Source organism: Caulobacter sp. FV2ps19, from assembly GCF_058681035.1.
The window spans coordinates 4,216,268-4,241,923 of record NZ_CM178729.1; the positions used below are offsets into that span (position 1 = coordinate 4,216,268).

The window sequence follows — 25,656 nt, forward strand, 5'->3', positions numbered from 1 at the left end:
AAACGGCGCCCTTGCGTCAGGACGCTCCACAGTTGGGTGCGGCTGGGTTAATCCTCCGCTAGGGGATGACGTTCGACACCCACGCCCCCATCTCCTCCGACTCGATGCGCTCGCGAAGGCCCTGACCATGACCCGCCACGAACTGAAGACCTGGCCGCAATATTTCGCTGCGGTCCGCCAGGGCAAGAAACGCTTCGAGATCCGCCGCAACGACCGCGACTTCGCCGTCGGCGACATCCTGGTGCTGCGCGAATTCGACCCCGAAAGTCAGGTTTATACGGGCCAGACCGAAGACCGCCTGATCACATTTTTGCTGTCGGAAGAGGACTACGGCGTCATCCACGGCTTCGTGGCCATCGGCTTTGGCGAGGTGCCGCATCCGGACGCCCTTGCCGAGGGCGTGCTGACCGCCGAACAGCTGGCCCAGTGGCATGAGACCCAGGCCTCCAACGCCGCCCTGCGCGGCCAGGACGCCCGCAAGGTCTCGGCCAGCTACGCGGCCCCTACCACCGGCCGGCAGGCCATGAGCGTCGCCGCCGACCGCCATGCCGGCGTCGCCGCCGCCGCCGAGGCCGAGGCCGCCTTCCACGCCGCCGCGGCCCTGATCGTTCGCAAGGCTTAGGCAAAAACAAAAGCCGCCGCCCGCGAGCGCGGACGGCGGCTTTTTGGCCTCAAAGGCCAGATGGTTTTAGGCGGCTTCCTTCACCTGCGCGGGGAACACGTCGTTCATGCGCAGATAGGTGATCAGGCGGCTTTCCATCGAGATGATCGCCTGGATGAAGCGCTGCTCCTCGACGCCCAGATCCGGCGCGGGCTGCAGATGATCGCGCGAGACGGTGAAGGTCTCACTGACCGCGTCGACCAGGATGCCGGCCAGGCGGTCTTGGCACTCGACGACCACGATGACGTGGCGGGTCTCCGGGACGGTGACGCCCAGGCCCAGGCGATTGCGCAGGTCGATGACCGGCATGATCGCGCCGCGCAGGTTGATGACCCCGCGCAAATAGGAGGGGGCGTGCGGGATCGGCGTCGCCGGAGTCCAGCCGCGAATTTCGCGGACGGTCTTCACGTCGATGCAGAACTCCTGCTCGCCAATGCAGAAGGAGATTAGCTCCAGGGCCAGCTCGGCTTCGTCGGTCATATCGATTCCCCGGGATCGAAGGTGCGTCGCGATCCCGATTCACGTCTTTCAACGCGCCAGCGGATCACACCCTATTTGACGTGATCCGCCCTTTAACAACGGTTAACGGTGACCCCTGCGGAACGCGCTGAATCGTCGCAATTTCCACAAATCGTCACCAGTGCGCCCGCCTCAAGGCTCGGAGAGCCCCTCGTCGCCGTCGTTGGTCAGGTTGAACTCGTACCAGACGCCGTTCAGCACGCCGAAGGCGACGGCAAGGCCCAGGCCGAGGATCCAGGAGAAGTACCACATCGTCTTGTCTCCGCCTTAGTAGAGGTCTGGATTGGTGGCCAAAGCGGCCGTGCTGCTGCGTCCCCACAGCACCCGATAGACCCAGGCGGTGTAGAGCAGGATGATCGGCAGGAAGATCGCCGTCACGATCAGCATGATGAACAGCGTCGTATGGCTGGACGAGGCGTTCCAGACCGTGAGGCTGGAGCGCGGATCGCTGACGCTGGGCAGGATGAACGGGAACATCGACAGCCCGACCGTCGAGATGATCCCGATCGCCGACAGCGACGAGCCCGCGAACGACAGCGGCGCCTTGTCGAACCTCAGCCCCAGCAGGGCCAAGGCGGCGCCGACAAAACCCAGCACAGGCGCGATGACCATCCAGCCATGACGGACATAGTTGTCCAGCCAGGCGCCCGGCGCGGCGACGACGGCGTCACGCAGCGGATTGGAGGGACCCGCCGCATCGGTCAGGCCCTCGAGCCGGAAACCCATGCCGCCGAAGGCGACGAAGAAGCCGCCGGCCGCGAAGAAGACGATGCTGGCCAGGCCGGCGATTTCGCCAAACAGTCGAGCGCGCTCGGTGACCGGGCCCTTCTCGGCCTTCACGGTCAGCCAGGCTGCGCCGTGCAGGACCAGCATCGAGACTGACAGCAGGCCGCACAGCAGGGTGAACGGGGTGAACAGGCTCCAGAAGCCGGCCTGGAAGCTGACCCGCAGATCGCTGTCGAACCGGAAGTGCGCGCCGCTCAGCACATTGCCGACCGCAACGCCGAACACCAGCACCGGCACGAAGCCGCCCGTGAACAGCGCCCAGTCCCAGAACGTGCGCCAGCGGGGATCCGGCCGCTTGGAACGATACTTGAAGCCCACCGGCCGCAGGATCATCGCCGCCAGCACCAGGAACATGGCCAGGTAGAAGCCCGAGAAGCTGACGCCATAAACCAGGGGCCAGGCCGCGAAGATCGCCGCCCCGCCGGTGATGAACCACACCTGATTACCTTCCCAGGTGGAGCCGACGGTGTTGATCACCATCCGCCGCTCCTCGTCCGTCTTGGCCACGAAGGGCAGCAAGGCGCCGACTCCCATGTCGAAGCCGTCGGTCAGGGCGAAGACGATGAAGAGGACGCCCAGCAGTCCCCACCAGATGACCCTGAGGGTCGCGTAGTCGATTGGGAGTTCCATGGCAGCGACTCCTTTAAGCGACGGCCGGTTGCGTCGAGGGGGACGGCGCGAACGCCTCCTGCTCGGCGAACGGGCCCTTCTTGATGGTGCGCAGGATCAGCCCGACCTCAACAACCGCGAGGCTGCCGTAGAGCAGGGTGAACAGCACGATGGTGGTCCAGAGCTGGGCGACGCTGAGGTCGGAGGCGCCCAAGGCCGTGGGCAGAACGCCCTCCACCGCCCAGGGCTGACGGCCAACCTCGGCCAGAACCCAGCCCAGTTCGGCGGCGAGCCATGGCAGGGGAATGGCGGCCACCGCCAGCATCAGGAACCACCGGGTGTTGTGCTTGCGCAGCGTGACCAGAAGGAAGGCGGTGGCGAACAGGGCGATCATCAGGAAGCCAATGCCCGCCATGATGCGGAACGCCCAGAACATCACGGGCACGTTGGGCACGGTGTCCCACGAGGCCTTCTTGATGGTGGCGGCGTCGGCCATGCGGGGATCGGCGACATAGCGCTTGAGCAGCAGGCCATAGCCCAGATCGCGGCGATGGGTCTCGAAGGTGGCCCGGGCGGTCATGTCCTTGGGATTGGCCTTCAGGGTCTCCAGTGCGCCATAGGCGACGACACCGGACTCGATGCGGTCCTCAGCGGTGGCGACCAGCTCGAAGATGCCGGCGACGGGCTTATCGATGCTGCGCGTAGCGATCAGGCCCAGCACATAGGGGATCTTGACCTCATAGTGGGTCTCGCGATCGGCGAGGCTGGGGATGCCGAAGGCGGTCAGGCCGGCCGGGGCGGGCTCGGTCTCCCACATGGCTTCCAGAGCCGCGAGCTTCATTTTCTGGTTGTCGGTCAGGGCGTAGCCGCTCTCGTCGCCCAGCACGACCGCTGACAGCGATGCGGCCAGGCCGAAGGCGGCCGCGACGGTCATCGAACGCTTGGCGAAGCCGACATGGCGGCCCTTCAGCAGATAGAAGGCCGAGATCCCCAGCACGAAGACCGCGGCGATCACATAGCCGGCGCTGACCGTGTGGACGAACTTGGCCTGGGCCACGGGATTGAACAGAACCGCGCGGAAGTCAGAGATCTCCATGCGCATGGTCTCGGGATTGAAGGTCGCGCCAACCGGATTTTGCATCCAGCCGTTGGCGACCAGGATCCACAGCGCTGAAAGATTGGTGCCCAGGGCGACCAGGAAGGTGACAACCAGGTGGCCGACGCGGGACAGCTTGTCCCAGCCAAAGAACATCAGGCCGACAAAGGTGGCTTCCAGGAAGAAGGCCATCAGGCCCTCGATCGCCAGCGGCGCGCCAAAGATGTCGCCGACATAGTGTGAGTAGTAGGCCCAGTTCATGCCAAACTGGAATTCCATGGTCAGGCCGGTCGCCACGCCCAGCACGAAATTGATGCCAAACAGCAGGCTCCAGAACCGCGTGACCGTTCGCCAGATCGGGCGCTTGGTCATCACATAGATGCTCTCCATGATGACCAGCATGAATGATAGTCCGAGCGTCAACGGCACGAACAGGAAGTGGTACAGCGCGGTCAGCGCGAACTGCAGCCTCGAGAGGTCGATGACGGCGGGGTCCATGCTCAACTCCGAAACGGACGACGAATGATTGCGCCAGCCGAGGACAGTGTCCTAGACGGGGCGAGGTCCCAGGACCTTGATCCAGATCAAGGCTCGCAGATGAGCGCAACCTACACTCAAGTCATGCAATCTCGTCCATCGCTTATCGACGTCCGTTCCCAAGTTGCGACGCGATTAAAGGCCCTGGAACGAGCCGGCGCGGGCGCGCTGCGCCGCGCCAAAATTCTCACGCTGCTGGACGGCGCAGCCGCCGTGACCTTCGCCGCCGCCTTGGCTTTGGCCATAGACGCCCTCGCTGCGGGACAGCCCCTGACCGGCGTCGCGGGCTGGCTGGGCCTTCTGGTCCTCTCGGGGATCGCGCGCGGCTATATGACGCAACTGGCGGGCGAGGCGGGGGCGACCGCCGCCGCCGCCGTGAAGACATCCGCCCGCGCCGACACCGCCAGCGCCCTGATCGCGCGGTCGCCGGGGGGCGGCGTGTCGACGGGCGACGCGACCACCGCCCTGGTCGAGGGCGTCGAGGCGCTGGACGGCCACATCTCGCGCTTTCTGCCGGCCCGTTTCGCGGCGACCGCGACGCCGCTGGCCCTGATCGCCATCGCCGGCATCGCCAGCCCGATCGCCGCCGTGATCCTTCTGGGCGCGCTGGTCCCGTTCATTGTCGCCATGGCCCTGGCCGGCACGGCCGCCGCCGCCGAGTCGCGCGCCCAGTTCCAGGCTCTGGAGCGTCTGTCAGGCCGGTTCCTCGACCGCGTCCGCGCCCTGCCGGTGGTTCTGGCCTTCCAGGCCGAGGATCGCATCACCCGCGACCTGGCCAGGTCGGCGGATGAACTGGCCTCCCGCACCATCCGCGTGTTGCGCGTGGCCTTCCTGTCTTCGGGCGCGCTGGAGTTCTTCGCCGCCCTGTCGGTCGCCCTGGTGGCGGTCTATTGCGGCTTCAATCTGCTGCGACTGCTGCCCTTCCCGGTTCCCGAGCAGTTGGACCTGAAGCGCGCCTTCTTCGTCCTGGCCCTGGCCCCGGAGGTCTATCTGCCCCTGCGCCGCCTGGCCGCCGCCTATCATGACCGTCAGGCCGCCGAGGCCGCCGCCGCCAGCCTGATCGCCCTGCCCCGTCCTTCGCCGCGCCCGGCCGCGCCGGAGTTCACCGCCCCGCCAGCGATCCGCTTCAGCGGCGTGACCATCCGCTACCCCGACGCCGACGGACCTGTGCTGAAGGACTTCGATCTGGACGTTCCCGCCGGCGCGATCACCGTGCTGCTGGGTCCCAGCGGCGCGGGCAAGAGCTCGCTGCTGAACCTGCTGCTGGATCTGGCGCCGCTGAGCGCCGGCGAGATCCTGCTGGATGGTCATCGTCTCGCCGATCTGGGCGCCCTGTCCGGCGCGGTCGCCTGGGCAGGACAGCACCCGCTGATCACGCCGGGCTCGATCGCTGACAATATCGCCCTGGCTCACCGTGCGGCCAGCCGGGCGCAGATCCAGGCCGCCGCCGAGCGGGTGGGTCTGGCCGGCGCCCTTTCCGGACGCGCCGGCGGTCTCGACACCGTGCTGGACGAGCGCGGCGGCGGGCTCTCCGGCGGCGAGCGCCGGCGCCTGTCCCTGGCTCGCGCGATCCTGAAGCCCTCCCCGATCCTGCTGATGGACGAGCCCACCGCCAATCTCGACCACGTCGCCGAAGCCGAACTTCTGGTGGCGATCCGCGAGGCCGCGCGGGGCCGCACCACCCTGATCGCCACCCACTCCGAGGCCGTCGCCGATCTGGCCGACCATGTGGTGAGACTGACATGAGCGCCTCGCCCCTCCAGACGCTGATCCGGGCCCAGCGCCGTCATCATGCCCAGGGCCTGTTGCTGGCCGCAGTCTGCGCCGGCGTGGTCGGCGCGGCCTCGACCCTGCTGCTGGGCCTGTCGGGCTGGTTCATCACCGCCTCGGCCCTGGCCGGCGCGGCCGGGCTTGCCGCCGCCCAGACCTTCAATGTCCTGCTGCCCAGCGCAGCGATCCGGCTGCTGGCGATCCTGAGAACCGGCGCCCGGTACGGCGAGCGGCTCAGCGGGCATATCGCGGCGCTACGGGCTCTGGCGGCCATTCGCCCCGTCCTGTTCTCCGCCCTGGCCGCCGCGCCCCCCGGCGAGGCCTTGGTGCTCTCCAGCGGTGAGGCTTCATCGCGGCTGGTGCAGGACGTGGACGCGGTCGAGACCCGGTTCGTTCGCCTCTCGGCCCCCTGGGGCGCCGCCGCCGCCGTGACGGCCGGTATGGCGCTGGCCGTCCTGGCCGGTTGGCTCGCCGCCCTGATCATCCTGCTCTCGGCGGGGGCCGCGATCCTGGTCGCGCGCGCCCTGGCCCGATGCTTTTCGGACCCCGCGGGTCGCGAGATCCAGATCCGGATGGGCGCCCTGAAGGACGCCGCCGCCAATCTCGCCGCCGCCGCGCCCGAACTGCGCGCCTATGGTCTTGAGGCCTGGGCCGGCGAAACCCTGGCGGCCCGCGGGCAGGCCGTCGATGCGGCGCGACAGGTTGCGGCCCGGGCCCGGGGCCTCATCGCGCTGTCACAGGCCGCAATCCTGGGACTGGCGACCGCCGCCGCCATCGCCGCCGCCGTCCCGGCCGGCGCCGCCCTGGCCGCCCTGGCCGGCCTGGCCGCCGCCATGGCCGTGGACGGCGTCTCCAACCTGGCGGCCGCGTTCGACCAGGCCGGCGCGGCTGACGAAGCGGCCGACCGCCTGGACGCCGTGCTGCGGCACGCGCCGCCGATGGCCCCGAGAGAGCCGCGCCCAGCCGCGCCAGGCCTGCGCCTGCTGAGTGAGGACTTCGCGCCCGGCGAACGGATCGCGATCCTGGGTCCGTCCGGCGCCGGCAAGACCACCCTGCTGGAACAACTGTTGGTCTTGCGGCCCTGCGCTCCCGGCGTGCTCAAGATCGGCGATGCGGATCTGGCCGGGCTGGCTCCCGCCCACGCCCGAGCAGCCTTTGCCTATGCGCCCCAGGACGCCGCCCTGATCGCGGGTTCGGTCGCCGACAATCTTCGCCTCGCCGCGCCAGAGGCCTCGACTGAGGACATGTGGGCGGCGCTGCATGATGCGGTTCTGGACGCGCGCATCCGCGCTGCGCCAGCCGGTCTCGACGCCTGGCTGGGCGACAATGGCGAGCGACTGTCGGGCGGTGAACGTCGCCGACTGGCTCTGGCCCGCGCCTATCTGCGTCCCGCGCCCTGGCTTTTGCTGGACGAGCCGACCGAAGGCCTGGACCCAGCCACCGAAGCCCTGGTGCTGGAGCGGCTCGCGGCGCGGCTGGATCGTTCCGGGCAAGGCGTCCTGCTGGTCAGCCACCGTCCGGCGCCGTTGACGCTCTGCAGCCGACGCCTCGTGCTGTCGGGCGAACCAACACTCCCCGGCGAACAGCCGACCGCACCGCGGTTGATCCTCGGCGAAGCGCGGTAGACGAACGATGGCGTCTCGCGAAGCCGGCTCCCTCCGCTATAAGGCGCTTGAGCGCTTGGCGCGCCACGGAGACGACGACACGATGAAGGCGCTCAGGTTGGGCCCCTATCCGCTGTTCAGCGACCCCCGTCCCGGCCCCTATATCGTGGCCGCGATGACGGTGGCCGCGACCATTGTGGCGCGACTGTCGCTAGGCGACGCCTTCTCTGCGGCTTCATCATTCTTGCTGTTCATTCCCGCCGTTCTGGTCAGCGCCGCCATCGGCGGGCTGGTCTGCGGTCTGTTCGCGACGATCGTCGCCAGCATAGCCGTCGGCTGGGTCACCGAGGGCGACGCCCAGTCGCTGGTGGGCGCCCTGAGCGGCGTGATCTTCCTGCTGGTCGGGGCCGGCATGGCCGTCGGCGGGGGATGGTTCCACGCTGCGCGGCTAAGAGCGGCCGCCACCAACGCCCACCTGCAGTCCATTCTCGACACCGTGCCCGAAGCGGTCGTGGTCATTGACCGCAACGGGATCATGACCTCGTTCAGCCCAGCCGCCGAGCGGCTGTTTGGCTGGACGGCCGCCGAAGCGCTCGGCCAGAACATCAAGCTGCTGATGCCCAGCCCCTATCGCCAAGCGCATGACGGCCATCTCGAACGCTATGCGCGCACAGGCGAGAAACACATCATCGGCGTCGGTCGGGTGGTTGTGGGCGCGCGCAAGGACGGTACGACGTTTCCCATGGAGCTGGCGGTCGGCGAAACCAGGGGCCCCCGTCCGTCCTATACCGGCTTCATCCGCGACTTGACGGATCGCCAGAAGACCGAGACCCGGCTGCAGGAGCTGCAGAATGAACTGGTCCATGTGTCGCGCCTGACGGCCATGGGCGAGATGGCCTCGACCCTGGCCCACGAGCTGAACCAGCCCCTGTCGGCGATCGCCAATCTGCTGACCGGGTCCCGGCGGCTGATCGACCGGGGCCGCGAGGTCGACCAGACCAAGGTTCGCGACGCCATTGACCGCGCGGCGGCCCAGGCGCTGCGGGCGGGCGAAATCATCCACCGCATGCGCGACTTTGTTCGGCGGGGGGCGAGTGAGCGCGAGCCCGAAACCGTTTCCAAGCTGGTTGAGGAGGCCAGCGCCCTGGCCCTGATCGGCGAGAAGGAACGGCGCGTCGACGTGCGCCTTTCGCTGGATCCCGCCGCCGACGCGGTGTTCGCCGACCGGGTCCAGATCCAGCAGGTGCTGCTGAACCTGATCCGCAACGGCATCGACGCCATGGAAGGGCAGGACAGGCGCGAACTGATCATCTCCAGCGGCCTCAATGACGAGGGCTGGACCCGCATCAGCGTCTCGGACACCGGCAGCGGCATCGCCGCCGATGTGCGCGAAAAGCTGTTTCAGCCCTTCATGACCACCAAGCCCCAGGGCATGGGCGTGGGTCTGTCGATCTCGCGCTCGATCATTGAGGCGCATGGCGGGCGGATCTGGGCCGACGCCAATCCGGGCGGCGGAACGATCTTCAGCTTCACCCTGCCGCCGTTTGACCAGGAAGACGAGATTCAGCCATGAAGCCCGCCCTGCCCGAAGCCACCGTGCACGTGGTCGATGACGACGAAAGCGCCCGCGAGTCTCTGGCCTTCCTGCTGGAGTCGGCCGACTTTCAGGTCGCCACCTATGACAGCGCGCTCGCCTTTCTCGAGGCCCTGCCCGACGCCGCTCCGGGCTGCGTCATCACCGATGTGCGGATGCCAGAGATGAGCGGCCAGGAGCTGGTGGCGCGGATGGCGACGCTGACCCCACGCATGCCTGTCATCATGATGACAGGTCACGGCGACATTCCGATGGCGGTGGAGGCCATGCGCTCCGGCGTCATCGACTTCATCGAAAAGCCGTTCTCCGAAAGTCGCATCCTCGACGCGCTGAAGCGCGCCCTTGCGATGGGCGTCGAGTCTCCGACGCCTTCCGGAGATCAGATCGAGGTTCGTCAACGCCTGGCCACCTTGTCGGAACGCGAGCGGCAGGTTCTGAACGGGGTCGTCATCGGCCATCCCAACAAGGTCATCGCCCGCGATCTGGGCATCAGCCCTCGCACCGTCGAAATCTATCGCGCCAAGCTGATGACCAAGATGCACGCCGACAACCTGGCGGCTCTGGTGCGCATGACCCTTTCAGCGCGGAGCTAGTTGGTCGACAGCGCTTCGGCGATCTGGCGGCTGAGCGCGTCGGTGATCAGCGGCTTGTCGACCACCCTGATCCGTCCGACGCCGCGCAAGCGACGGGGTCCGCCCGCCGACATCAGGACAACAGGAGCCTTCGCGCCACGCAACGCCCCTCGCAGACGCTGATCACAACCTGCTTCGTCGATCACGAAACAGGCCACGCCCAGGCTGTCGGCGCAATCCAGGAGGTCTGCGGCCTGGCCAAACGTCAGGACCCGGTAGCCTTCGGTCTCCAGCGAAAAGTGCAGCGCCTCGCGCAGCGCCTCGTCCTCGTCGAGGACCACGATCAACGGGCGCTGGGCGAAATCGCCATCACCGGCATCGAGACCCGAGATATCTGTACGACCGCACATTCGATCAAAAAACCATGATCGGCCACAAGCCGCCTTGATCCATCGCAAGCCCGTGTCGAGAGCGCCTCCGCAGCCGCGCTTACGTGGAGACACTTAGGCGCCGCACCCGAATTTACCGCGGGGCCAGCACCCGCCAGAACTGAGCCAACAAGAGGTTCGCCACATGTTGTCTCCCCTTCGCCAAACCCACCTTGAACCGTTGGCCGTCGCGCCCCTGGGCTTTACGGGGCCTTGTCAGCATCACACGCGCGACGAGGAAATCTTCGGCGAGGGCGAAAAGGCCGACTACATCTATCAGGTCATTTCCGGTTCGGTCCGGACCTTGCGGTCACTGCGTGACGGTCGACGTCAGATCGATGAATTCCATTTCGCCGGCGACTATTTCGGCATCGAGGCGGGCGATCTGCACCGCGTCACCGCGGAAGCCATGACCCATACCACCGTGCGCATGGTCCGGCGCGGGACGCTCAGCCAACTGGCCTCACAGCGCGAGGGCGTCGCCCAGGCTCTGTACCAACTGACGGTCGACGGACTGCGCCGCAGCCAGGATCACGTGGTGATGCTGGGTCGCAAATCGGCGCGCGAGCGGGTGGTGGCCCTGCTGGTCGACCTCGCCGAGCGGACTGGCTCGGACGTCGAACTGGACGTGCCGATGTCGCGCCAGGACATGGCTGACTATCTGGGCCTGACCATCGAAACCGTGTCGCGCACCCTCACCCAGCTTCAGACAGACGACGTCATCGCCATTCCCAGCTCGCGCCACATCGTGCTGCGCGACAGCGCGGCCCTTCGGCGTCTGCAGGACTAGCTGCCCTCGTCGCTGCGCTCGAGGCTGGCGAGCGTGGCTTCGTCCTGGGCGTCGGCTTCGCTGGCCCTGCGCAGGGCCGACTGGCGAAGGGCGTAGATCAGCAGTCCCGACAGGATGGCGGCGTTCAGCACGAACGGCCCCCAGCCGATCGCGCGGTACAACATCACGAACAGCGGCCCAAACACGACATTGAGGCCATTGATCGCCGCAATGGCGCCGGCGGCCCCGGCCTGGTCCTTGGCCCCCACCGACAGGGAAGCGCCCGCCGTGAACCCGGGGCGCGCGAAGCCGTAGCCCAGATTGGCGATGGCGAAGCCGATGGCGACGGCCGCGTAGTCGGGCGAGAAAGCCACCACCACATTGCCGATCGCCGCCGCCGCGACGCCCCAGCGCATCAGGTCGCGCGGACGCATGGAAAACATCCGGATCAGGCCCCACTGGGCCAGCAGCCCCGCCACCGCCCCCGCCGCCATGGCCAAGGTGATATAGCCCTGGGCCTGCATCGGCGGCAGCTTGAGCTTGTCGATGATCAGAAAACCCAGGGTCTGGGACTGGGCGGTCTGGCAGGAGGCGACCAGGAAACCGTAGATCAGGAAAGGCTTGAGCCGCGGGTCCTTCCAGAGCGCCGCGCCCTCGCCCCTGAAGGTAAAGCTCATCCGCCTGCGGGGCGGAATGTCGCCGCGACCCGGCTTAAAGGTCTCGGGCAGCCCGCGCTGCACCACGACCAGCATGATCCCGGCCAGGATCGCAAAGGCGAACATCGGCCCCGCCAGACCGACAAAAGGCAGAACAAACAGCGGCGCCAGAAGCGGCCCCACCACCGTGCCCAACCCGAAGGCCCCCGCCAGGGTGGCCATGCTCTGGGTGCGTTCCTCGCGGCTGGTTCGCTCGGCCATATAGGCCTGGGTGGCGGGATTGGAGGCCGAGCCGAACAGGCCAAACAGCGCCCGCGCGGTCAGGAAGAGGCCGAAGATCACCATGGGCGCGGCCAGATGATGCAGGCCGGCGCTGACCACGATGGCGCACAGGGTCATGGAGACGCTGAACCCGGCAAGGCCAAGGAGGATCAGGGGTTTGCGGCCGTGAATATCGGACTGCCGCGCCCAGAACGGCGAACTGATCGCCCACAGCACCGCCGACAGCGAGAAGATCGCCGCCACCAGCACATCGGGGATCCCGATCTGGCGGCCGATGGCCGGCAAGACCGACCACATGCCGCTGTTGCCCATGGCCGAGACCACCGACACTCCAAAGAGGATCGCAAAGGCGCCCCGGTTATCCCGGGTTTCTGGCGTGGCGGTCGACATCAAACACTTGTTAGGCCCGGTGATGCGCGCGCGCAACTCACCACCCGAGGGCCGGGAACCTTGGCTTAATCATTAACCGCGATGATGCCGCATCAATTCTCGGGGTCGGCTTTCGTCATGTTCCAGATCATCGGCATCGTCATGCTTTTCGGCCTCGTCTTCGGCAGCTTTGTCATGGCCGGCGGCAAGATGGACGTTATCATCGAGGCCGCGCCCCACGAACTGATGGCCATTCTGGGGGCCGGCGTCGCCGCCTTCCTGATCGCCAACTCGATGACCGTGATCAAGGGCACGGCCGCAGGCTTCGGCAAGATCTTCGCGGGTCCGAAATGGAAGAATTCCGACTATCGCGATCTGCTGGCCCTGCTGTTCCTGCTGACCAAGACCATGAAGTCCAAGGGCGTCATCGCCTTGGAAAGCCACATCGAAAAGCCGCACGAAAGTTCGATCTTTTCGCGCTACCCCAAGATCACCAAGGACCACTTCGCCGTCGACTTCATCTGCGACACCCTGCGGATGATGACCATGAACCTGGAAGATCCCCACCAGGTCGAGGACGCGATGGAAAAGCAGCTCGAAAAGCACCATCACGAAGCGCACGGGCCCGCCCACGCCTTGACCCAACTGGCCGACGGCCTGCCCGCCCTGGGCATCGTCGCCGCCGTGCTGGGCATCATCAAGACCATGGGCGCGATCAGCGAACCGCCGGCCGTGCTGGGCGGGATGATCGGCAGCGCCCTGGTCGGCACCTTCCTGGGCGTGTTCATGGCCTATGGTCTGGTCGGCCCCATGGCGACGCGCCTGGCGGCGGTGATCGATGACGATGCCGCCTTCTACAAGATCATCCAGGCCGTCCTGGTGGCCCACCTGCACGGCAACGCCGCCCAGATCTCGGTCGAAATCGGTCGCGGTAACGTGCCCAGCGCCGCTCAGCCCAGCTTCCTGGAGCTGGAAGAGGCCCTGTCCCAGATCCCCAACGAAGCCTGATCGGGCGATCCGAGTCTGTCGCCGATGTAATCACGGACGCGTGACCTCACGCTTGCGCGCCCGATCGAACCGGTATTCCCTTCCGCGGGTAGACGTCATTCGGACCTGCGCGCGACGCGCTTGAGCCATCAGCCGTAAGGGATATCCATGAACACCCATAGTCTTCGCATGTTGTTCATCGCGGGCGTGGCCGTCTCGGCCCTCTCGCTGACCGCCTGCGGCAAGAAGGACGAGGGTCACGACGCCTCGACCGCCGAGGCAGCCGCCGGCGACGCCAGCACGGTTCAAGACGCTGCGACGGCCCAGGAACAGGCCATCGCCGACGCCAACAAGGCGGCCGCCGACGCGGCTGTCGCGCCGATCGACGAAAGCGACACGGCGACCACCGCCGAGGCCCCAGCCGCCGCCACCGCCGCCGAAGAGCCGGCTCACCCGCCCGCCGCCCATGCCGAAGAGAAGAAGGCCGCGCACTAAAGCGTCGTGCGGAAAAGTGGACGCCGGTTTTCCGCAAAAAACGGTGCGAAAAGAAAAACCTAGAGCAAGACCGGCAACGGCGCTCTCCAGGGTCGTCCGAGAGGGCGGCCCTTTTTCGTGGGCGGTCCCCGGCCCGGATTGACAGCACGCGTCGTGAAGAGGCTTTAAGCCGCGCATGAGCGACACCGCCGAGCCTTCCGACGACGCCTCCCCCCTTATCTGGAATGCGGACGGACTGCCGCGCTCGCGGTTCTATGGCGACGTCTATTTCTCCAGCGCCGATGGCCTGGCTGAAACCCGCGCGGTGTTCCTGGCCGGCTGCGGCCTGCCGGACGCCTTCGCCGGACGTGAGCGATTCGTGGTGGGTGAACTGGGCTTTGGCACGGGCCTGAACATCGCCGCCCTGCTGGACCTGTGGCGACGCGAAGCGCCCCCGACGGCGCGGCTGCACATCTTCTCGATCGAGGCCCATCCGATCAGCCGGGAAGACGCCGCCCGCGCCCTGGCGGTCTGGCCCGAGCTTGGCGAAGCCGCTGAGGTGCTGCTCGACGGCTGGCCGGGCCAGGCGCGGGGCTTCCACCGCCTGGACCTGCCGGGCTTTCGGGCCACCCTGGACTTAGCCGTGATGGATGTGCGGCCGGCCCTGGAGGCGTGGGACGGCGCAGCGGACGCCTGGTTCCTGGACGGCTTTTCGCCCGCCCTCAACCCGGCGATGTGGAGCGAGGACATCATGGCGGCCGTCGCCGCACGCTCGGCGCCCGGGGCCAGGGCTGCGACCTTCACCGTGGCGGGCGCGGTGCGGCGCGGTCTGCAGGCCGCCGGCTTCGAGATCGCCAAGCGCCCCGGTTTCGGCCGCAAGAAGGACCGTCTGGAAGCCTGGCTCCCCGGCCCGCCCCTCGCGGCGCGACGCCCCGCAAGTCTGGCGATCATCGGCGGCGGGATCGCGGCGGTCTCCCTGGCGCGGGCCGCCGCAGCCCAGGGCCTGCCGGCCACGATCGTCGATGACGGCCTGGCGCCCGCCTCGGGCAATCCGGCCGCCATGGTCACGCCGGCCCTCGACGCCGGCGGCGGTCGCCGCGCCGCGCTCCACGCCCAGGCGTTCGGGCGGGCGGGCGATCTCTATGAGGCCCTGCCCGCGGCGGTGATCGCGCGCGGCGCCCTGCAGTTGGCTCAAACCGAACAGGTTGAGGGGCGTTTCGCCGCGGTGGCGGCCCAGGACATCTTCGAGCCGGGATCCATGACTGTGCTCGCCTCATCCTCGGACCGACTGGGCGAGCCCGGCGGTCCGGCCCTGGCTCTGGATCGCGCTCTGGTCGTCGAGCCACAGATCGTGCTGACCGCCTGGCGCGGCGCGGCGATCACAGATCAGGTTCACGCCCTCGAGCGCGACGGCGCCGGTTGGCGTCTGCTCGATGCGGCCGGCAAGGAGATCCTTCGCGCCGACGCCGTGGTGGTCGCGGCGGGCGCCGGACTGAGCCGCCTGCTGCCGCACCTTCCCCATCTCTCGATCCGGGGCCAGGCCAGCTGGACCCGCCTCGAGGAAGGCCCGGGCCGCGTCGCCGCCGCGTTTGGCGGCTATGTCATCCCTACGCGGGACGGCCTCCTCTTCGGGGCGACCCATGATCGCGGCGACCTGGACACCGACGAGCGACCGGAGGATCACGCGCGAAATCGCGAGGCCCTGGCCAAGGGCTTGCCAGAACTTGCGGCGCGGGTGCGTGACGCGCCTCTGTCGGGCCGCGCCGCGACACGGACCGCCACAGCCGATCACCTGCCTTTGGCTGGACGGGTGGCGGAGGGTCTGTTCGTGCTGGGTGGCCTGGGCGGTCGGGGCTTTTGCCTGGCGCCATTGCTCGCCGAGCACGTGGTCGCCCAGGTCCTGGCGGCGCCCTCGCCGCTCCCGCGCGAATTGTCGCACCTGGTCAGAACGACGCGTTTTGACTGGCCCGCTTAGCGGCCAAGCTTATAGTCGCACCATGCCGGACGACGACGTTCGGCGAACAGATTTCACCCAAACCGCCAGGCTCGGGTGTTGGGCTTCCGCAACCAAAGCGGGGCCCGAAGACATGAGGCCGACGCCCCCAAAAAAGGTCGGTCCGTGACGACGGCCACGTCGCCCTCTAGGCCGTCGATATTGACGCTCCCGACGCCCCATCGGGAGCGTCCTTTCGTTCAGGCCTGGCGCAAGAAAAAGGGCCCGGCCTTTCGGCCGAGCCCCAGATCTTCAGAGACGTTCGATCTTAGAAGTTGATCGAGATCGCCGAACGACGGTTCAGCGGTTCCTTGACACCATCGCCAGTGGAGACGGCCGGAGCGCTTTCGCCCTTCCAGTCGACGGCCAGGGTCGTGGCGGGAACGCCCAGACCCACCAGGCCGTCGGCGACGGCCTTGGCGCGGCGTTCCGACAGACGGGCGTTGTACTTGTCCGAACCCGACGTGTCGGTGTGACCCGTCACGGTGATCTTCGTGGCGCCGCCGGTGCGGGCGTAGTCAGCGGCCTGTTGGACCACCGATTGGGCTTCCGGCGTCAGGACGTACTGATCGAACGGGAAGTAGACCACGAACTCACGCGCCTCATAGGCCACCGGAGCGGGCGGGGGCGGCGGGGGCGGCGGAGCCTGGGGCGGCGGAGCCGGAGGAGCCATCGGGGGCGGCGGAGGCGGCGGCGGGGGCGGCGGCGAACCGAAGGTGTAACGCACGCCCAGGGTCACCGAGGTGTCCTTGTACTTGCCGGCGAAGACGCCCGTGTCGGTGATCGAGCCGACGCCCGGTCCGACGTTCTGCGTCACCTGACCCCACTTGAGGTCCTTGGTTTCGAGGTAACGACCGGTCAGGTCCAGGCTCCAGTTGGGCGCGAAGTCCCAGGCCAGACCCAGAAGACCCTGATAGGCGAAAGCCTGATCAACGTCGTCAAAGCTGGCGTTCTGGAACGGCGCGCCGCCGGCGGGAACGCCGCTCAGCTGGCCATAGACCTTGTTGTGAACCCACGCCACGCCCGCGCCGGCGCCGATGAACGGGTGCAGGCTGGAGTCGGGCATGAAGTCATAGATCACGTTGGCCATCGCGGTGGTGGCCTTCATCTCGCCGTTCGGCTCGCCGCACTTGGGCGAGGCCGCGGTGCGAACCGGGCCGGCCGTGCAAAGGCCGGTCGGCTGAGCGCCGGAAAGGCCGTTGCCGCGAACGCCGTCGATGTCGGAACCGCGATAGCCGTATTCGGCTTCAACACGCCAGTTGGGCGTGAACTTGTAACCCATGCGGCCGAAAGCGGCCCAGTCTTCCTTCTGGGAGAAGTCCCAGTCATAGCCCTTCGAAGACGTCGCCTTGACGTCCGTGGGCATGTGGTAGCCAGCGTCGCCGGCCACATACCAGCCGCTCGTCGCGCTTTGAGCCGACGCGCCATTGGCTGCGCACAAGGCGACCGCCGCGACGCCAGCCAGTAATTTGAATCTCATGGTTTGCACCCTCTCGAGGAATTGTCGTGGAGCCGACCTAGAGGCGGACCCGAAAGACAAACGCAGTGGGAGCGATTTCGTATGTGGCTAAAGAGCAACAGTTGGGAAAAACGGCATCAAGGCCGAAGGAACGCCCCGGCGGCGGGCTGTTTGCGCCCCGCCAAAACCCGTGCGGGGTCAGGCCGCATCACAGGCACGGACCCCGTCGCGTTGACCTGTCTCCGGCGATAGCCGATTCCGCGGAACAGCCAGCGCGCAATCGGACGAAGGCCGCGCGGATGCGATCCTGATACGGCGGCATGTTGTGAAGGAGAATGGTGGACGCGACAGGGATTGAACCTGTGACCCCCTCGATGTCAACGAGGTGCTCTCCCGCTGAGCTACGCGTCCGCCAGAGCGGCCTGGAAGCGCCTCGCAAGGCGTCCCGGTCGGGAAGGTCCGGGGATATAGCGGCGGCCTTTGCGATGCGCAAGCCGCTTATCGGCCTTTTATGCTGCCATCATCTTTTCGACCTCGGCGACGAGGTCGCGGAGGTGAACGGGCTTGGACAGCACCTTGGCGCCGGCCGGCGCACGGTCCTGCGCCGAAAGGGCCACGGCGGCGAAACCGGTGATGAACATGATGCGCAGGGACGGATCCCGTGCGGCGGCCTGGCGGGCGACCTCGATGCCATCCATGCCGGGCATCACGATGTCGGTCAGCAGCAGGTCCCAGGGATGATCCAGATGGCCCACGGCTTCTTCGCCGTCAGCGCAGGCCTGAACCTCGAAGCCGGCGCGCTCGAGCGCTCGGGCCAGAAAGCCCCGGAGGGAATCGTCGTCTTCGGCGAGGAGGATGCGGGCCATGTCGGTCTTTTTTCCGGAAGTCGTCGGAGGTGAACGCCTACTATAAGGTACGGACTGTAAATCGGGCATGAACCCGACGCCTCATCCACAGGAACACCGAACTCGTCCAAAGGTGTTTGACCACAGATAGCGCGCCTTGCGAATATGCCCCATGAGCGCCAGCAAGCCGATCGCGACGACACTGCAGACCGCGACGGCCCCGGCGCCGGCCGCTGATATGTCGGCGAGGTCCGGATATGAGTGCTCGCCCGCCCACGATCTGCTGCGCGCCGCGCCCGAGCCCCTGCCGCCGCCGACGGCGCTGGTCTTCGCCTCGCCGCACTCGGGCAGCATCTATCCCGATGACATGATGGCCGCCGCGCGCCTGGACGCCGCCGCCATCCGCAGTTCGGAGGATGCTTTCGTTGACCGGATCATCGCCGGCGCGCCAGCCCTGGGGGCGACGGTCATCCAGGCGCGTCTCGCGCGAGCCTATATCGACCTGAACCGCGAGCCCTGGGAACTGGACCCGGCCATGTTCGAGGACGACCTGCCCGACTACGCCAGAAGCCGCTCGCCGCGCGTCGCGGCTGGGCTTGGCGCAATCGCCCGGGTCGCAACTGAGGGGCGGCCGATCTACGCGCGCAAACTGACCTTCGCCGAGGCCAAGACCCGCATCGACCTGGCCCACCGGCCCTATCATGACGCCCTGACCCGGCTGTTGGCGGCGGCGCGAGCCAGCCACGGCGTGGCGATCCTGGTGGATTGGCATTCGATGCCGGCTGCGGCGGCCCAGGGCCAAAGAGGCCGAGCGGGCGGCGCCTGTGACATCGTACTGGGCGACCGGTTTGGCGCGGCCTGCTCGCCCCTACTCACCGGTCTGGTCGAGCGCGAGCTGGAATCGATGGGCTACAAGGTGGCCCGCAACACCCCCTATGCCGGCGGCTACACCACCGAGCACTATGGGCGGCCGGCCCGGCGCACCCATGCCCTGCAGATCGAGATCAATCGGGCGCTCTATATGGATGAGGTCACGCGCGAGCCGACGGAGGGTCTTGCCCGGCTAACCGCCGACGCAGAGCGTCTGACGCGGACCCTGGCGGCCCTGGACCTGACCAGCCTGCGCTGAGGACGAAGACACCCGCCTTATTGTCATGATTTTTTTGATGGACGCTCCGGGCTCCATCGAAGCGCGATCCTGCCCTCAAGCCTGACCGATACCGCTACCATCGCTTAGGCCAAAAAAAAGCCCGGCTCGAAAGCCGGGCAGTTCATTAGGGAGGAAACGCCCAGGAAGGGCAGAGGCGGCGAGGCCGCCTCACCCCTCGTTTATAGGGTGCGGTGCGAAATTGGGCAAGCGGAAAAGTTGGCGTTAATGTCGATTTCTTTGAGGGGGTTTCGAGAAACCCTTTGCAGAGCAAGGAATAGAGATTGACGAGTCGTGAATAAGCTTAATTTTCAGGCATGCTGCACTGCACAATTAGTTGCGCAAGAAACAACCTCAGTCGCGAACGGATCTCAAACCCCGATAGAATAAGGGTTTCGCATTGACACCGGTTTCCCGAAACTCGCCTTTCGCAACAGGTGGGGTGGATAAATCCAACGCAGTCGCGTAAAAGCCGCGCGCCTGACGCGCGCAGCGTCAAACCTTATTCTCTTCCCCGAAAGTTCGCCTTCTCCATGTCCATGCGAAACATCGCCATCATCGCGCACGTCGATCATGGCAAGACCACTCTCGTCGATCAGCTCCTCGCCCAGTCCGGCATCTTCCGTGCGAACGAAGCCACGACCGAACGCGCCATGGACTCCAATGACCAGGAGCGCGAGCGCGGGATCACCATCCTGGCCAAGTGCACCAGCGTCCTGTGGCACGGTGAGGCGGGCGAAACCCGCATCAACATCATCGACACCCCCGGCCACGCCGACTTCGGCGGCGAAGTCGAACGCATCCTCGGCATGGTCGATGGCTGCGTGATTCTGGTCGACGCCGAAGAGGGTGTCATGCCCCAGACCAAGTTCGTCCTGGGCAAGGCCCTGAAGATGGGCCTGCGTCCGATCCTCTGCCTCAACAAGGTGGACCGTCCGCACGCCGATCCGGACCGCATCCTCAACGACGTGTTCGACCTGTTCGCCGCCATGGGCGCCACGGACGAGCAGCTGGACTTCCCGCACATCTATGCGTCGGGCAAGAACGGCTGGGCGACCATGGACATGAACAAGCCCAACGACACCCTGGCCCCGCTGTTCGACCTGATCGTCAAGCACGTGCCGGAACCCAAGGTCGTCGAGAACGTCGACAAGCCGTTCCAGATCCTGTCGGTCCTGATCGAAAACGACCCCTTCCTGGGTCGCCTGCTGACCGGGCGCATCACCTCGGGCAAGGCCGTCCCCGGCATGTCGATCCACGCCCTGTCGCTGGACGGCAAGGAAATCGAACGCGGCCGCATCACCAAGGTGCTGGCCTTCCGCGGCCTGAAGCGCCAGCCGGTCGATGAAGCCGAAGCCGGCGACATCGTCGCGATCGCGGGCCTGTCCAAGGCGACCGTGGCCGACACCCTGTGCGCCATGGAAGTCACCGAGGCCCTGCCCGCCCAGCCGATCGATCCGCCGACCATCTCGATGACCGTCTCGGTCAACGACAGCCCGCTGGCCGGCAAGGAAGGCGATAAGGTCCAGAGCCGCGTCATTCGTGACCGTCTGCTGCGCGAAGCCGAATCCAACGTGGCCATCAAGGTCAGCGAAACGGCCGAAGGCGACGCCTATGAAGTCGCCGGTCGCGGCGAACTGCAGCTGGGCGTGCTGATCGAAGGCATGCGCCGCGAAGGCTTCGAAGTGTCGATCAGCCGTCCGCGCGTGGTGTTCCAGACCGATCCGGAAACCGGCAAGCGCCTGGAGCCGATCGAAGACGTCATGATCGACGTCGACGACGAGTTCTCGGGCATCGTCATCGAAAAGCTGTCGATGCGTAAGGCCGAGCTGAAGGACATGGGCCCGTCGGGCGCCGGCAAGACCCGCCTGCAACTGGTGGCTCCGTCGCGTTCGCTGATCGGCTATCAGGGCGAGTTCCTGACCGACACGCGCGGTTCGGGCGTGCTGAACCGCGTGTTCAGCCACTACGAGCCCTACAAGGGCGCCATCGACAGCCAGCGCAAGGGCGTGCTGGTCTCGAACTCGGACGGTGAAACCGCGGCCTTCGCGCTGTGGAACCTGGAAGATCGCGGCACGATGTTCGTCGGCGCCGGCGAAAAGACCTACCAGGGCATGATCATCGGCGAGAACGCCCGTCAGGACGACCTCGACGTCAACCCGATGAAGGCCAAGCAGCTGAACAACATCCGCGCCTCGGGCAAGGATGAAGCCGTTCGCCTGACCCCGCCGCGCCGCATGACCCTCGAACAGGCCATCGCCTATATCGAGGAAGACGAACTGGTCGAAGTGACGCCCAAGAACATCCGCCTGCGCAAGCAGACCCTGAACCCGTCGTTCCGCAAGCGTCGCGTCAAGGAAGAGTAGGACCGCAAGGCTCCTGATTGAGACAGGAAGGCCGCCGCCCCGAAAGGGACGGCGGCCTTTTTCTTGCCTGACAGGGCGCTGTACGACGGGCGGCCGGCGCCAACAGGCTTAACCGAGAGTTTACATAAACCACGGACAGTCCAGCCGGGGACCTCGTCGTCCTGGGGAAGTCAGGACCGCTCCGTGGGCCCAGTCGCCGCAAACCCGATCATTGAGGGGCGCCTAACCGCCCTGCTCACGCGCCTGAACCCGACCGTACCCGAAGAGATGGCCGGCCGCTTCCGCATGGAGCAACTGGTCAGCATCCTGCGCCTCACGCCGATCATGATGGGCGCCAATATCGTCATCGCGCTGCTGGTGGGCCTGGCCGGTCTGACCGGCCCCAATTCCGTCGCCGTGATCGTCTGGTCCGCCGTCGTTGTCAGCTACGCCCTGCTGGGTCTGCGCGGCTGGCTGGCCGCCCAGCGCCGCAAGGGCGGCAAGGCCACCGTCTCTGCAGCCGGCCTGCGCCGCATCGCCCAGCAGGCCGGCCTTCTGGGCGCCCTTTGGGGCGCCCTTCCGGTCCTCGCCATGCATGGCGACGCCGCCAGCGTGCAGATGCGGATGCTGATCGTCTCGGTCATTGCCGGCATGATCGGCTGTGGCGGTTTCGCCATGCTGACCCTGCCGACGGCCGCGATCGCCTATTCCACGCCCATGGTGATCGGCTCGCTCTATGTCCTGGTCGGGAGCGGTGACCCGATCCTGTTGGCCTTGGCCGCCCTGCTGATCTTTTGCTACCTCGTTGTCAGCCTCTCGTGCCTGCACCACGCCAAGGTCTTCGCCGATCGCCTGGTGGCCGGCGAGGACCTGGAACGCCAGAAGCAGGTGGTCAGCCTGCTGCTGAGCGACTTTGAAGAAGGGGCCAGCGACTGGCTGTGGGAAGTCGATGAACGCGGCGCCCTGACCCATGTGTCCGACCGAATGGCCGTGGCCGCCGGTGGCGACAGACTGGACTTTGTGGGCCGTCCCCTCGCCGACCTGTGCGAACCGGTCGCCGAGGCGCCTTCTGGGCCCGCCGTCTCTCTGACAAAGCTGTTTGACGACCAGAAAACCTTTCGCGACATCATCGTCTCGGTACCGGTCGGCGGCGAGACCCGCTGGTGGTCGATCAGCGCCAAGCCGATTCACGACCGGGCTGGCGCTTTTGTCGGGTTCCGGGGTGTCGGCGCGGATGTGACCGCCGCGCGGGCCGCCCAGGAACGCATCTCGCGCCTGGCCCATTTCGATGTGTTGACCCAATTGCCCAACCGCCTGTCGTTCATGCAGGCGCTGGGCAAGGCCTGGACCGATCACGCGAGCTCCGGCGCCGAAGCGTCGGGGGGCTGCGCCGTGATGTGCCTGGACCTGGACCATTTCAAAGGCGTCAATGACAGCCTGGGCCACCCGGTCGGCGACGCCCTGCTGATCGAGGTCGCGCAACGTCTGCGTGACGAGGTGGGCGACGCCGGCGCCGTGGCGCGCCTGGGCGGCGACGAGTTCGCCGTGGTCGTCGCGCCCGCGCCTTCGCCCGCCACCCTGGGCGAACTGTCCCGCGCCATCGTCGATCGCCTGTCGCAGCCCTACGAGATCAAGGGCCACAACATTCAGATCGGCGCCAGCATCGGCATCGCCATAGCGCCGGTCGACGCCGCTGACCCTGACAGCCTGCTCAAGCACGCTGACCTGGCCCTCTATCGCGCCAAGGGCGACGGCCGAGGCGCTTACCGGTTCTTCGAGGTGTCGATGGACGTCTGGGCCCAGGAGCGACGCGCCCTGGAAATGGATCTGCGCGCCGCGCTCAAGAATGAAGAATTACGGGTGTTCTTCCAGCCGCTGATCGGATGCCGCGAACACGACATCACCGGCTTCGAGGCCCTGTTGCGCTGGCAGCATCCCAAGCGCGGCCTGGTGCCGCCCAACGACTTCATCGACTGCGCCGAACAGTGGGGCCTGATCGGCAAGATCGGCGAATGGGTGCTGAACGAAGCCTGCAAACAGGCCGCCTCCTGGCCCGCGCCGATGACCGTGGCCGTCAATCTGTCGCCCAACCAGTTCACCGCGGGTGATCTGGTCGGTCAGGTGAAACAGGCGCTCGAGGCCTCAGGCCTGGAACCTTCGCGTCTGGAACTGGAAATCACCGAAGGCCTGCTGCTGAACGACACGGCCCGAACCATGGACCAGCTGACGGCCTTGAAAGCCTTGGGCGTAAAGATCGCCATGGACGACTTCGGGACGGGCTATTCCAGCCTCGCCTATCTGTGGCGGTTCCCGTTCGACCAGATCAAGCTGGACCGCTCGTTCGTCGCCGAGATGAGCGACAATTCGGCCATCACCGACATCGTTCGCACCATCACCCTGCTGGGTCAGACCCTGAAGCTGCAGGTCACCGCCGAAGGCGTCGAGACCGCCGATCAGGCGCGCATGCTGGGTGAAATGCACTGCGACCACTTCCAGGGCTTCCTGTTCGGTCGCCCGATGCCTGTGGACGATATTCCCCACTTCCTAGTCAACGACCTGGCGCGCCGGATGCGCCGTGAAAGCGCCGAAACGGCCGGGATGACCGAGACGGAAAACAGTTCCGTCTCGGCCTGAAAGCCTAGCTCTTCTTGATCTAGCTCTTCTTGATAAGGCCCAGCAGGGCCAGAAGCAGGATCGCGCCGATCGTCGAGATCACGAGGCTGCCGATGAAGCCGCCCCAGGCGATGCCCAGGGCGCTGGCCACGAAGGCGCCCAGGAACGACCCGACCACGCCCACGATCAGATTGGTCAGCAGGCCGTGATTGCGCTTCATGATCTGCTCGGCGATCCAACCGGCCAGAATGCCGATGATGATCGCGCCGATGATGCCTACGCCGCTCATATGTCTCTCCTGAATGCCCTGTTGAGCTTCGGAAATGCATGAGCCGTCGCGAAGGTTGCGTCAGTCTCCCGGCTTTAGAGCGGTCGTTCCATCCAGACATTGCAGCGCGCATAGGGCGTGTCGCGGGCGGGCAGGTCGATGAAACCCATGGCGCGATACAGGCCCATGGCCGGCGCCAGGCCGGCATTGGTCTCCAGATAGAGGCGCGGCGCGCCCAGGGCCCGCGCCTTGTCGATACAGGCCTGCATCAGCAGCCGGCCAAGGCCGGTTCCGCGCGCGGCCTCCGAAACCGTCATCTTGGCGACCTCGAAACCGCCGTTCGGCAGGGCGATCAGACCCACGCAGCCGATAGCGTCGCCGGCTTCGCTCTCAGCCATCAGGATATGGCCGCCCCTGTCGAGAATCTTGCCGACCGGATCCTCCAGCACCTCGACATCCTTGGCCTCCAGCGTGAAATGCTGCGAGATCCAGGCGGTGTTGAGATCGCGCCAGGCGGCGGCATGTCGGGGTTCAAAAGGCAGGATGCGCATGGCAGCGATATTGTGCGATCAGACGGCCGACGCAACAGATGAGACGCGCATCATGCCCCATGGGCTCCTCGAGGCCGATATCGCGCCTGTCCGCCGGCCTCACAACGCCCGGATCCAGACCCGGAGCGACAGCGGCCTCGCCCAGGCGCGGTTGGGGCTTGGCGACTCCGAATGATCCGGTCTCTCCTGGAAGAGCGAGGCGACCTCGTCTCGCTGATCGCCACCACACCTGACCTGCTGGACGCCGAGGAACGCGGCGGCCCGGCCATCGCGGCTGGCCTGGGCGTGCTGCCGCCCGCCGCCTGGCCGCCCCAACACAATGACCCGGCGACCCGCATCTGGATGCGCGGCCTGATCGCCGAGCACCCCGACGAGCCTTGCTATTCCAGCTGGTACATCATCGCCGAGGGCCGGCTGGTGGGGATCTGCGGCTTCAAGGGACCGCCCGACCTGTGGGGCGAGGTCGAGATCGGCTATTCGGTTGTCGATAGCGAACACCGCAAGGGCTTCGGCGGCGCTGCGGCGCGCATGCTGGTCGCCATGGCGTTCCGTGATCCGCGAGTGGCCGTCGTCACGGCCGAAACCCTGCCCGCCCTGGTGGCGTCACAAGCCATACTGACCCGGTGCGGCTTGAGCCATGTCGGCGGCTATATCGACGACGAGCTCGGCCAGGTCATGCGGTTCGAAATCAAGCGACCGGGCTAAGGCGCGCGCCCCAGAAC

24 protein-coding genes and 1 tRNA gene are annotated in these 25,656 nt (G+C 66.9%); 14 read left to right on the forward strand and 11 right to left on the reverse strand.

Annotated elements, in window-relative coordinates; all coding sequences use genetic code 11:
* Positions 1 to 127 precede the first annotated feature (127 nt).
* On the forward strand, positions 128 to 622 hold the full coding sequence (locus tag ACW18B_RS20030; RefSeq protein WP_492048753.1) for an ASCH/PUA domain-containing protein: 495 nt from the start codon (positions 128 to 130) through the stop codon (positions 620 to 622).
* A 66-nt stretch (positions 623 to 688) separates the two neighbouring features.
* On the opposite strand, the gene ACW18B_RS20035 is transcribed toward ACW18B_RS20030, so the two are convergent.
* The 4 genes from ACW18B_RS20035 to ACW18B_RS20050 all read right to left on the reverse strand — a co-directional run bounded on the left by ACW18B_RS20035 (position 689) and on the right by ACW18B_RS20050 (position 4,169).
* On the reverse strand, positions 689 to 1,141 hold the full coding sequence (locus ACW18B_RS20035; protein WP_492048754.1) for a chemotaxis protein CheW: 453 nt from the start codon (positions 1,139 to 1,141) through the stop codon (positions 689 to 691).
* Positions 1,142 to 1,312: 171 nt separating this feature from the next.
* Positions 1,313 to 1,432, reverse strand: coding sequence for a cytochrome bd-I oxidase subunit CydX (gene cydX / locus ACW18B_RS20040; protein ID WP_492048755.1), 120 nt, complete (start codon positions 1,430 to 1,432; stop codon positions 1,313 to 1,315).
* A gap of 15 nt (positions 1,433 to 1,447) precedes the next feature.
* Positions 1,448 to 2,596 carry a cytochrome d ubiquinol oxidase subunit II gene (cydB, locus tag ACW18B_RS20045; protein WP_492048756.1) on the reverse strand — a complete coding sequence of 383 codons (1,149 nt, stop codon included), beginning with the start codon at positions 2,594 to 2,596 and terminating at the stop codon, positions 1,448 to 1,450.
* A gap of 13 nt (positions 2,597 to 2,609) precedes the next feature.
* Complete coding sequence (locus ACW18B_RS20050; RefSeq protein ID WP_492048758.1) at positions 2,610 to 4,169, reverse strand: cytochrome ubiquinol oxidase subunit I; 1,560 nt, start codon at positions 4,167 to 4,169, stop codon at positions 2,610 to 2,612.
* A gap of 123 nt (positions 4,170 to 4,292) precedes the next feature.
* Between ACW18B_RS20050 and cydD the strand changes: the two genes are divergently transcribed.
* The 4 genes from cydD to fixJ all read left to right on the forward strand — a co-directional run bounded on the left by cydD (position 4,293) and on the right by fixJ (position 9,769).
* Positions 4,293 to 5,954, forward strand: coding sequence for a thiol reductant ABC exporter subunit CydD (gene cydD, locus ACW18B_RS20055; protein WP_492048759.1), 1,662 nt, complete (start codon positions 4,293 to 4,295; stop codon positions 5,952 to 5,954).
* A complete protein-coding gene (locus tag ACW18B_RS20060; protein WP_492048760.1) occupies positions 5,951 to 7,603 on the forward strand; it encodes an ATP-binding cassette domain-containing protein in 1,653 nt (550 codons plus the stop codon). Before cydD ends, ACW18B_RS20060 begins: the two co-directional genes overlap by 4 nt.
* 82 nt (positions 7,604 to 7,685) lie before the next feature.
* A complete protein-coding gene (locus tag ACW18B_RS20065; protein WP_492048761.1) occupies positions 7,686 to 9,155 on the forward strand; it encodes a PAS domain S-box protein in 1,470 nt (489 codons plus the stop codon).
* Positions 9,152 to 9,769, forward strand: a complete 618-nt coding sequence (gene fixJ, locus ACW18B_RS20070; RefSeq protein WP_492048762.1) for a response regulator FixJ — start codon at positions 9,152 to 9,154, stop codon at positions 9,767 to 9,769. Before ACW18B_RS20065 ends, fixJ begins: the two co-directional genes overlap by 4 nt.
* On the opposite strand, the gene ACW18B_RS20075 is transcribed toward fixJ, so the two are convergent.
* A complete protein-coding gene (locus ACW18B_RS20075; protein ID WP_492048763.1) occupies positions 9,766 to 10,158 on the reverse strand; it encodes a response regulator transcription factor in 393 nt (130 codons plus the stop codon). The two genes, fixJ and ACW18B_RS20075, sit on opposite strands and share 4 nt — an antisense overlap.
* A 163-nt stretch (positions 10,159 to 10,321) precedes the next feature.
* Between ACW18B_RS20075 and fixK the strand changes: the two genes are divergently transcribed.
* A complete protein-coding gene (gene fixK, locus ACW18B_RS20080) occupies positions 10,322 to 10,966 on the forward strand; it encodes a transcriptional regulator FixK (protein ID WP_492048764.1) in 645 nt (214 codons plus the stop codon).
* On the opposite strand, the gene ACW18B_RS20085 is transcribed toward fixK, so the two are convergent.
* On the reverse strand, positions 10,963 to 12,273 hold the full coding sequence (locus ACW18B_RS20085) for an MFS transporter (RefSeq protein ID WP_492048765.1): 1,311 nt from the start codon (positions 12,271 to 12,273) through the stop codon (positions 10,963 to 10,965). The genes fixK and ACW18B_RS20085 overlap by 4 nt on opposite strands.
* Before the next feature lie 117 nt (positions 12,274 to 12,390).
* Between ACW18B_RS20085 and motA the strand changes: the two genes are divergently transcribed.
* From motA to mnmC2, 3 genes are all read left to right on the forward strand, one after another.
* Positions 12,391 to 13,260 carry a flagellar motor stator protein MotA gene (motA, locus tag ACW18B_RS20090; protein WP_492048766.1) on the forward strand — a complete coding sequence of 290 codons (870 nt, stop codon included), beginning with the start codon at positions 12,391 to 12,393 and terminating at the stop codon, positions 13,258 to 13,260.
* 147 nt (positions 13,261 to 13,407) lie between these two features.
* A complete protein-coding gene (locus tag ACW18B_RS20095) occupies positions 13,408 to 13,734 on the forward strand; it encodes a hypothetical protein (protein WP_492048767.1) in 327 nt (108 codons plus the stop codon).
* 175 nt (positions 13,735 to 13,909) lie between these two features.
* Positions 13,910 to 15,688, forward strand: coding sequence for a tRNA (5-methylaminomethyl-2-thiouridine)(34)-methyltransferase MnmC2 (gene mnmC2 / locus ACW18B_RS20100; protein WP_492048768.1), 1,779 nt, complete (start codon positions 13,910 to 13,912; stop codon positions 15,686 to 15,688).
* 286 nt (positions 15,689 to 15,974) lie between these two features.
* Here mnmC2 and ACW18B_RS20105 read toward each other — a convergent pair whose 3' ends face one another.
* The 3 genes from ACW18B_RS20105 to cpdR form a co-directional block, all read right to left on the reverse strand.
* Positions 15,975 to 17,186 carry an OmpA family protein gene (locus ACW18B_RS20105; RefSeq protein WP_492048769.1) on the reverse strand — a complete coding sequence of 404 codons (1,212 nt, stop codon included), beginning with the start codon at positions 17,184 to 17,186 and terminating at the stop codon, positions 15,975 to 15,977.
* A 315-nt stretch (positions 17,187 to 17,501) separates the two neighbouring features.
* Positions 17,502 to 17,576, reverse strand: a tRNA-Val gene (locus ACW18B_RS20110).
* Between the two features lie 98 nt (positions 17,577 to 17,674).
* Positions 17,675 to 18,031: a cell cycle two-component system response regulator CpdR gene (cpdR, locus tag ACW18B_RS20115; protein ID WP_492048770.1), complete on the reverse strand. Its 357-nt coding sequence runs from the start codon at positions 18,029 to 18,031 to the stop codon at positions 17,675 to 17,677.
* A 217-nt stretch (positions 18,032 to 18,248) separates the two neighbouring features.
* Between cpdR and ACW18B_RS20120 the strand changes: the two genes are divergently transcribed.
* The 3 genes from ACW18B_RS20120 to ACW18B_RS20130 all read left to right on the forward strand — a co-directional run bounded on the left by ACW18B_RS20120 (position 18,249) and on the right by ACW18B_RS20130 (position 24,136).
* On the forward strand, positions 18,249 to 19,139 hold the full coding sequence (locus ACW18B_RS20120) for an N-formylglutamate amidohydrolase (RefSeq protein WP_492051802.1): 891 nt from the start codon (positions 18,249 to 18,251) through the stop codon (positions 19,137 to 19,139).
* Positions 19,140 to 19,690: 551 nt separating this feature from the next.
* Positions 19,691 to 21,523 carry a translational GTPase TypA gene (gene typA / locus ACW18B_RS20125; RefSeq protein WP_492048771.1) on the forward strand — a complete coding sequence of 611 codons (1,833 nt, stop codon included), beginning with the start codon at positions 19,691 to 19,693 and terminating at the stop codon, positions 21,521 to 21,523.
* Positions 21,524 to 21,706: 183 nt separating this feature from the next.
* Positions 21,707 to 24,136, forward strand: a complete 2,430-nt coding sequence (locus ACW18B_RS20130; protein ID WP_492048772.1) for a putative bifunctional diguanylate cyclase/phosphodiesterase — start codon at positions 21,707 to 21,709, stop codon at positions 24,134 to 24,136.
* A gap of 19 nt (positions 24,137 to 24,155) precedes the next feature.
* Here the strand turns inward: ACW18B_RS20130 and ACW18B_RS20135 are convergent, their stop codons facing one another.
* Both ACW18B_RS20135 and ACW18B_RS20140 read right to left on the reverse strand, forming a co-directional pair.
* Positions 24,156 to 24,404 (reverse strand): GlsB/YeaQ/YmgE family stress response membrane protein, encoded by a 249-nt coding sequence (locus ACW18B_RS20135; protein WP_492048773.1) that lies wholly within the window; start codon positions 24,402 to 24,404, stop codon positions 24,156 to 24,158.
* 74 nt (positions 24,405 to 24,478) lie between these two features.
* Complete coding sequence (locus ACW18B_RS20140) at positions 24,479 to 24,934, reverse strand: GNAT family N-acetyltransferase (RefSeq protein ID WP_492048774.1); 456 nt, start codon at positions 24,932 to 24,934, stop codon at positions 24,479 to 24,481.
* A gap of 52 nt (positions 24,935 to 24,986) precedes the next feature.
* On the opposite strand from ACW18B_RS20140, the gene ACW18B_RS20145 reads away from it, so the two are divergent.
* Together ACW18B_RS20145 and ACW18B_RS20150 are read left to right on the forward strand one after the other, a co-directional pair.
* Positions 24,987 to 25,109, forward strand: coding sequence for a hypothetical protein (locus tag ACW18B_RS20145; protein ID WP_492048775.1), 123 nt, complete (start codon positions 24,987 to 24,989; stop codon positions 25,107 to 25,109).
* Positions 25,106 to 25,639, forward strand: a complete 534-nt coding sequence (locus ACW18B_RS20150; protein WP_492048776.1) for a GNAT family N-acetyltransferase — start codon at positions 25,106 to 25,108, stop codon at positions 25,637 to 25,639. The genes ACW18B_RS20145 and ACW18B_RS20150 overlap by 4 nt, the downstream gene beginning before the upstream one ends.
* The last annotated feature ends 17 nt before the right edge of the window (positions 25,640 to 25,656 follow it).

Bases quoted from the DNA above. Each gene is read 5' to 3' on its own strand.
- ACW18B_RS20030 (WP_492048753.1), top strand. From the start codon at position 128: ATGACCCGCCACGAACTGAAGACCTGGCCGCAATATTTCGCTGCGGTC.
- ACW18B_RS20035 (WP_492048754.1), bottom strand. From the start codon at position 1,141: ATGACCGACGAAGCCGAGCTGGCCCTGGAGCTAATCTCCTTCTGCATT.
- cydX (WP_492048755.1), bottom strand. From the start codon at position 1,432: ATGTGGTACTTCTCCTGGATCCTCGGCCTGGGCCTTGCCGTCGCCTTC.
- cydB (WP_492048756.1), bottom strand. From the start codon at position 2,596: ATGGAACTCCCAATCGACTACGCGACCCTCAGGGTCATCTGGTGGGGA.
- ACW18B_RS20050 (WP_492048758.1), bottom strand. From the start codon at position 4,169: ATGGACCCCGCCGTCATCGACCTCTCGAGGCTGCAGTTCGCGCTGACC.
- cydD (WP_492048759.1), top strand. From the start codon at position 4,293: ATGCAATCTCGTCCATCGCTTATCGACGTCCGTTCCCAAGTTGCGACG.
- ACW18B_RS20060 (WP_492048760.1), top strand. From the start codon at position 5,951: ATGAGCGCCTCGCCCCTCCAGACGCTGATCCGGGCCCAGCGCCGTCAT.
- ACW18B_RS20065 (WP_492048761.1), top strand. From the start codon at position 7,686: ATGAAGGCGCTCAGGTTGGGCCCCTATCCGCTGTTCAGCGACCCCCGT.
- fixJ (WP_492048762.1), top strand. From the start codon at position 9,152: ATGAAGCCCGCCCTGCCCGAAGCCACCGTGCACGTGGTCGATGACGAC.
- ACW18B_RS20075 (WP_492048763.1), bottom strand. From the start codon at position 10,158: ATGTGCGGTCGTACAGATATCTCGGGTCTCGATGCCGGTGATGGCGAT.
- fixK (WP_492048764.1), top strand. From the start codon at position 10,322: ATGTTGTCTCCCCTTCGCCAAACCCACCTTGAACCGTTGGCCGTCGCG.
- ACW18B_RS20085 (WP_492048765.1), bottom strand. From the start codon at position 12,273: ATGTCGACCGCCACGCCAGAAACCCGGGATAACCGGGGCGCCTTTGCG.
- motA (WP_492048766.1), top strand. From the start codon at position 12,391: ATGTTCCAGATCATCGGCATCGTCATGCTTTTCGGCCTCGTCTTCGGC.
- ACW18B_RS20095 (WP_492048767.1), top strand. From the start codon at position 13,408: ATGAACACCCATAGTCTTCGCATGTTGTTCATCGCGGGCGTGGCCGTC.
- mnmC2 (WP_492048768.1), top strand. From the start codon at position 13,910: ATGAGCGACACCGCCGAGCCTTCCGACGACGCCTCCCCCCTTATCTGG.
- ACW18B_RS20105 (WP_492048769.1), bottom strand. From the start codon at position 17,186: ATGAGATTCAAATTACTGGCTGGCGTCGCGGCGGTCGCCTTGTGCGCA.
- cpdR (WP_492048770.1), bottom strand. From the start codon at position 18,031: ATGGCCCGCATCCTCCTCGCCGAAGACGACGATTCCCTCCGGGGCTTT.
- ACW18B_RS20120 (WP_492051802.1), top strand. From the start codon at position 18,249: ATGTCGGCGAGGTCCGGATATGAGTGCTCGCCCGCCCACGATCTGCTG.
- typA (WP_492048771.1), top strand. From the start codon at position 19,691: ATGTCCATGCGAAACATCGCCATCATCGCGCACGTCGATCATGGCAAG.
- ACW18B_RS20135 (WP_492048773.1), bottom strand. From the start codon at position 24,404: ATGAGCGGCGTAGGCATCATCGGCGCGATCATCATCGGCATTCTGGCC.
- ACW18B_RS20140 (WP_492048774.1), bottom strand. From the start codon at position 24,934: ATGCGCATCCTGCCTTTTGAACCCCGACATGCCGCCGCCTGGCGCGAT.
- ACW18B_RS20145 (WP_492048775.1), top strand. From the start codon at position 24,987: ATGCCCCATGGGCTCCTCGAGGCCGATATCGCGCCTGTCCGCCGGCCT.
- ACW18B_RS20150 (WP_492048776.1), top strand. From the start codon at position 25,106: ATGATCCGGTCTCTCCTGGAAGAGCGAGGCGACCTCGTCTCGCTGATC.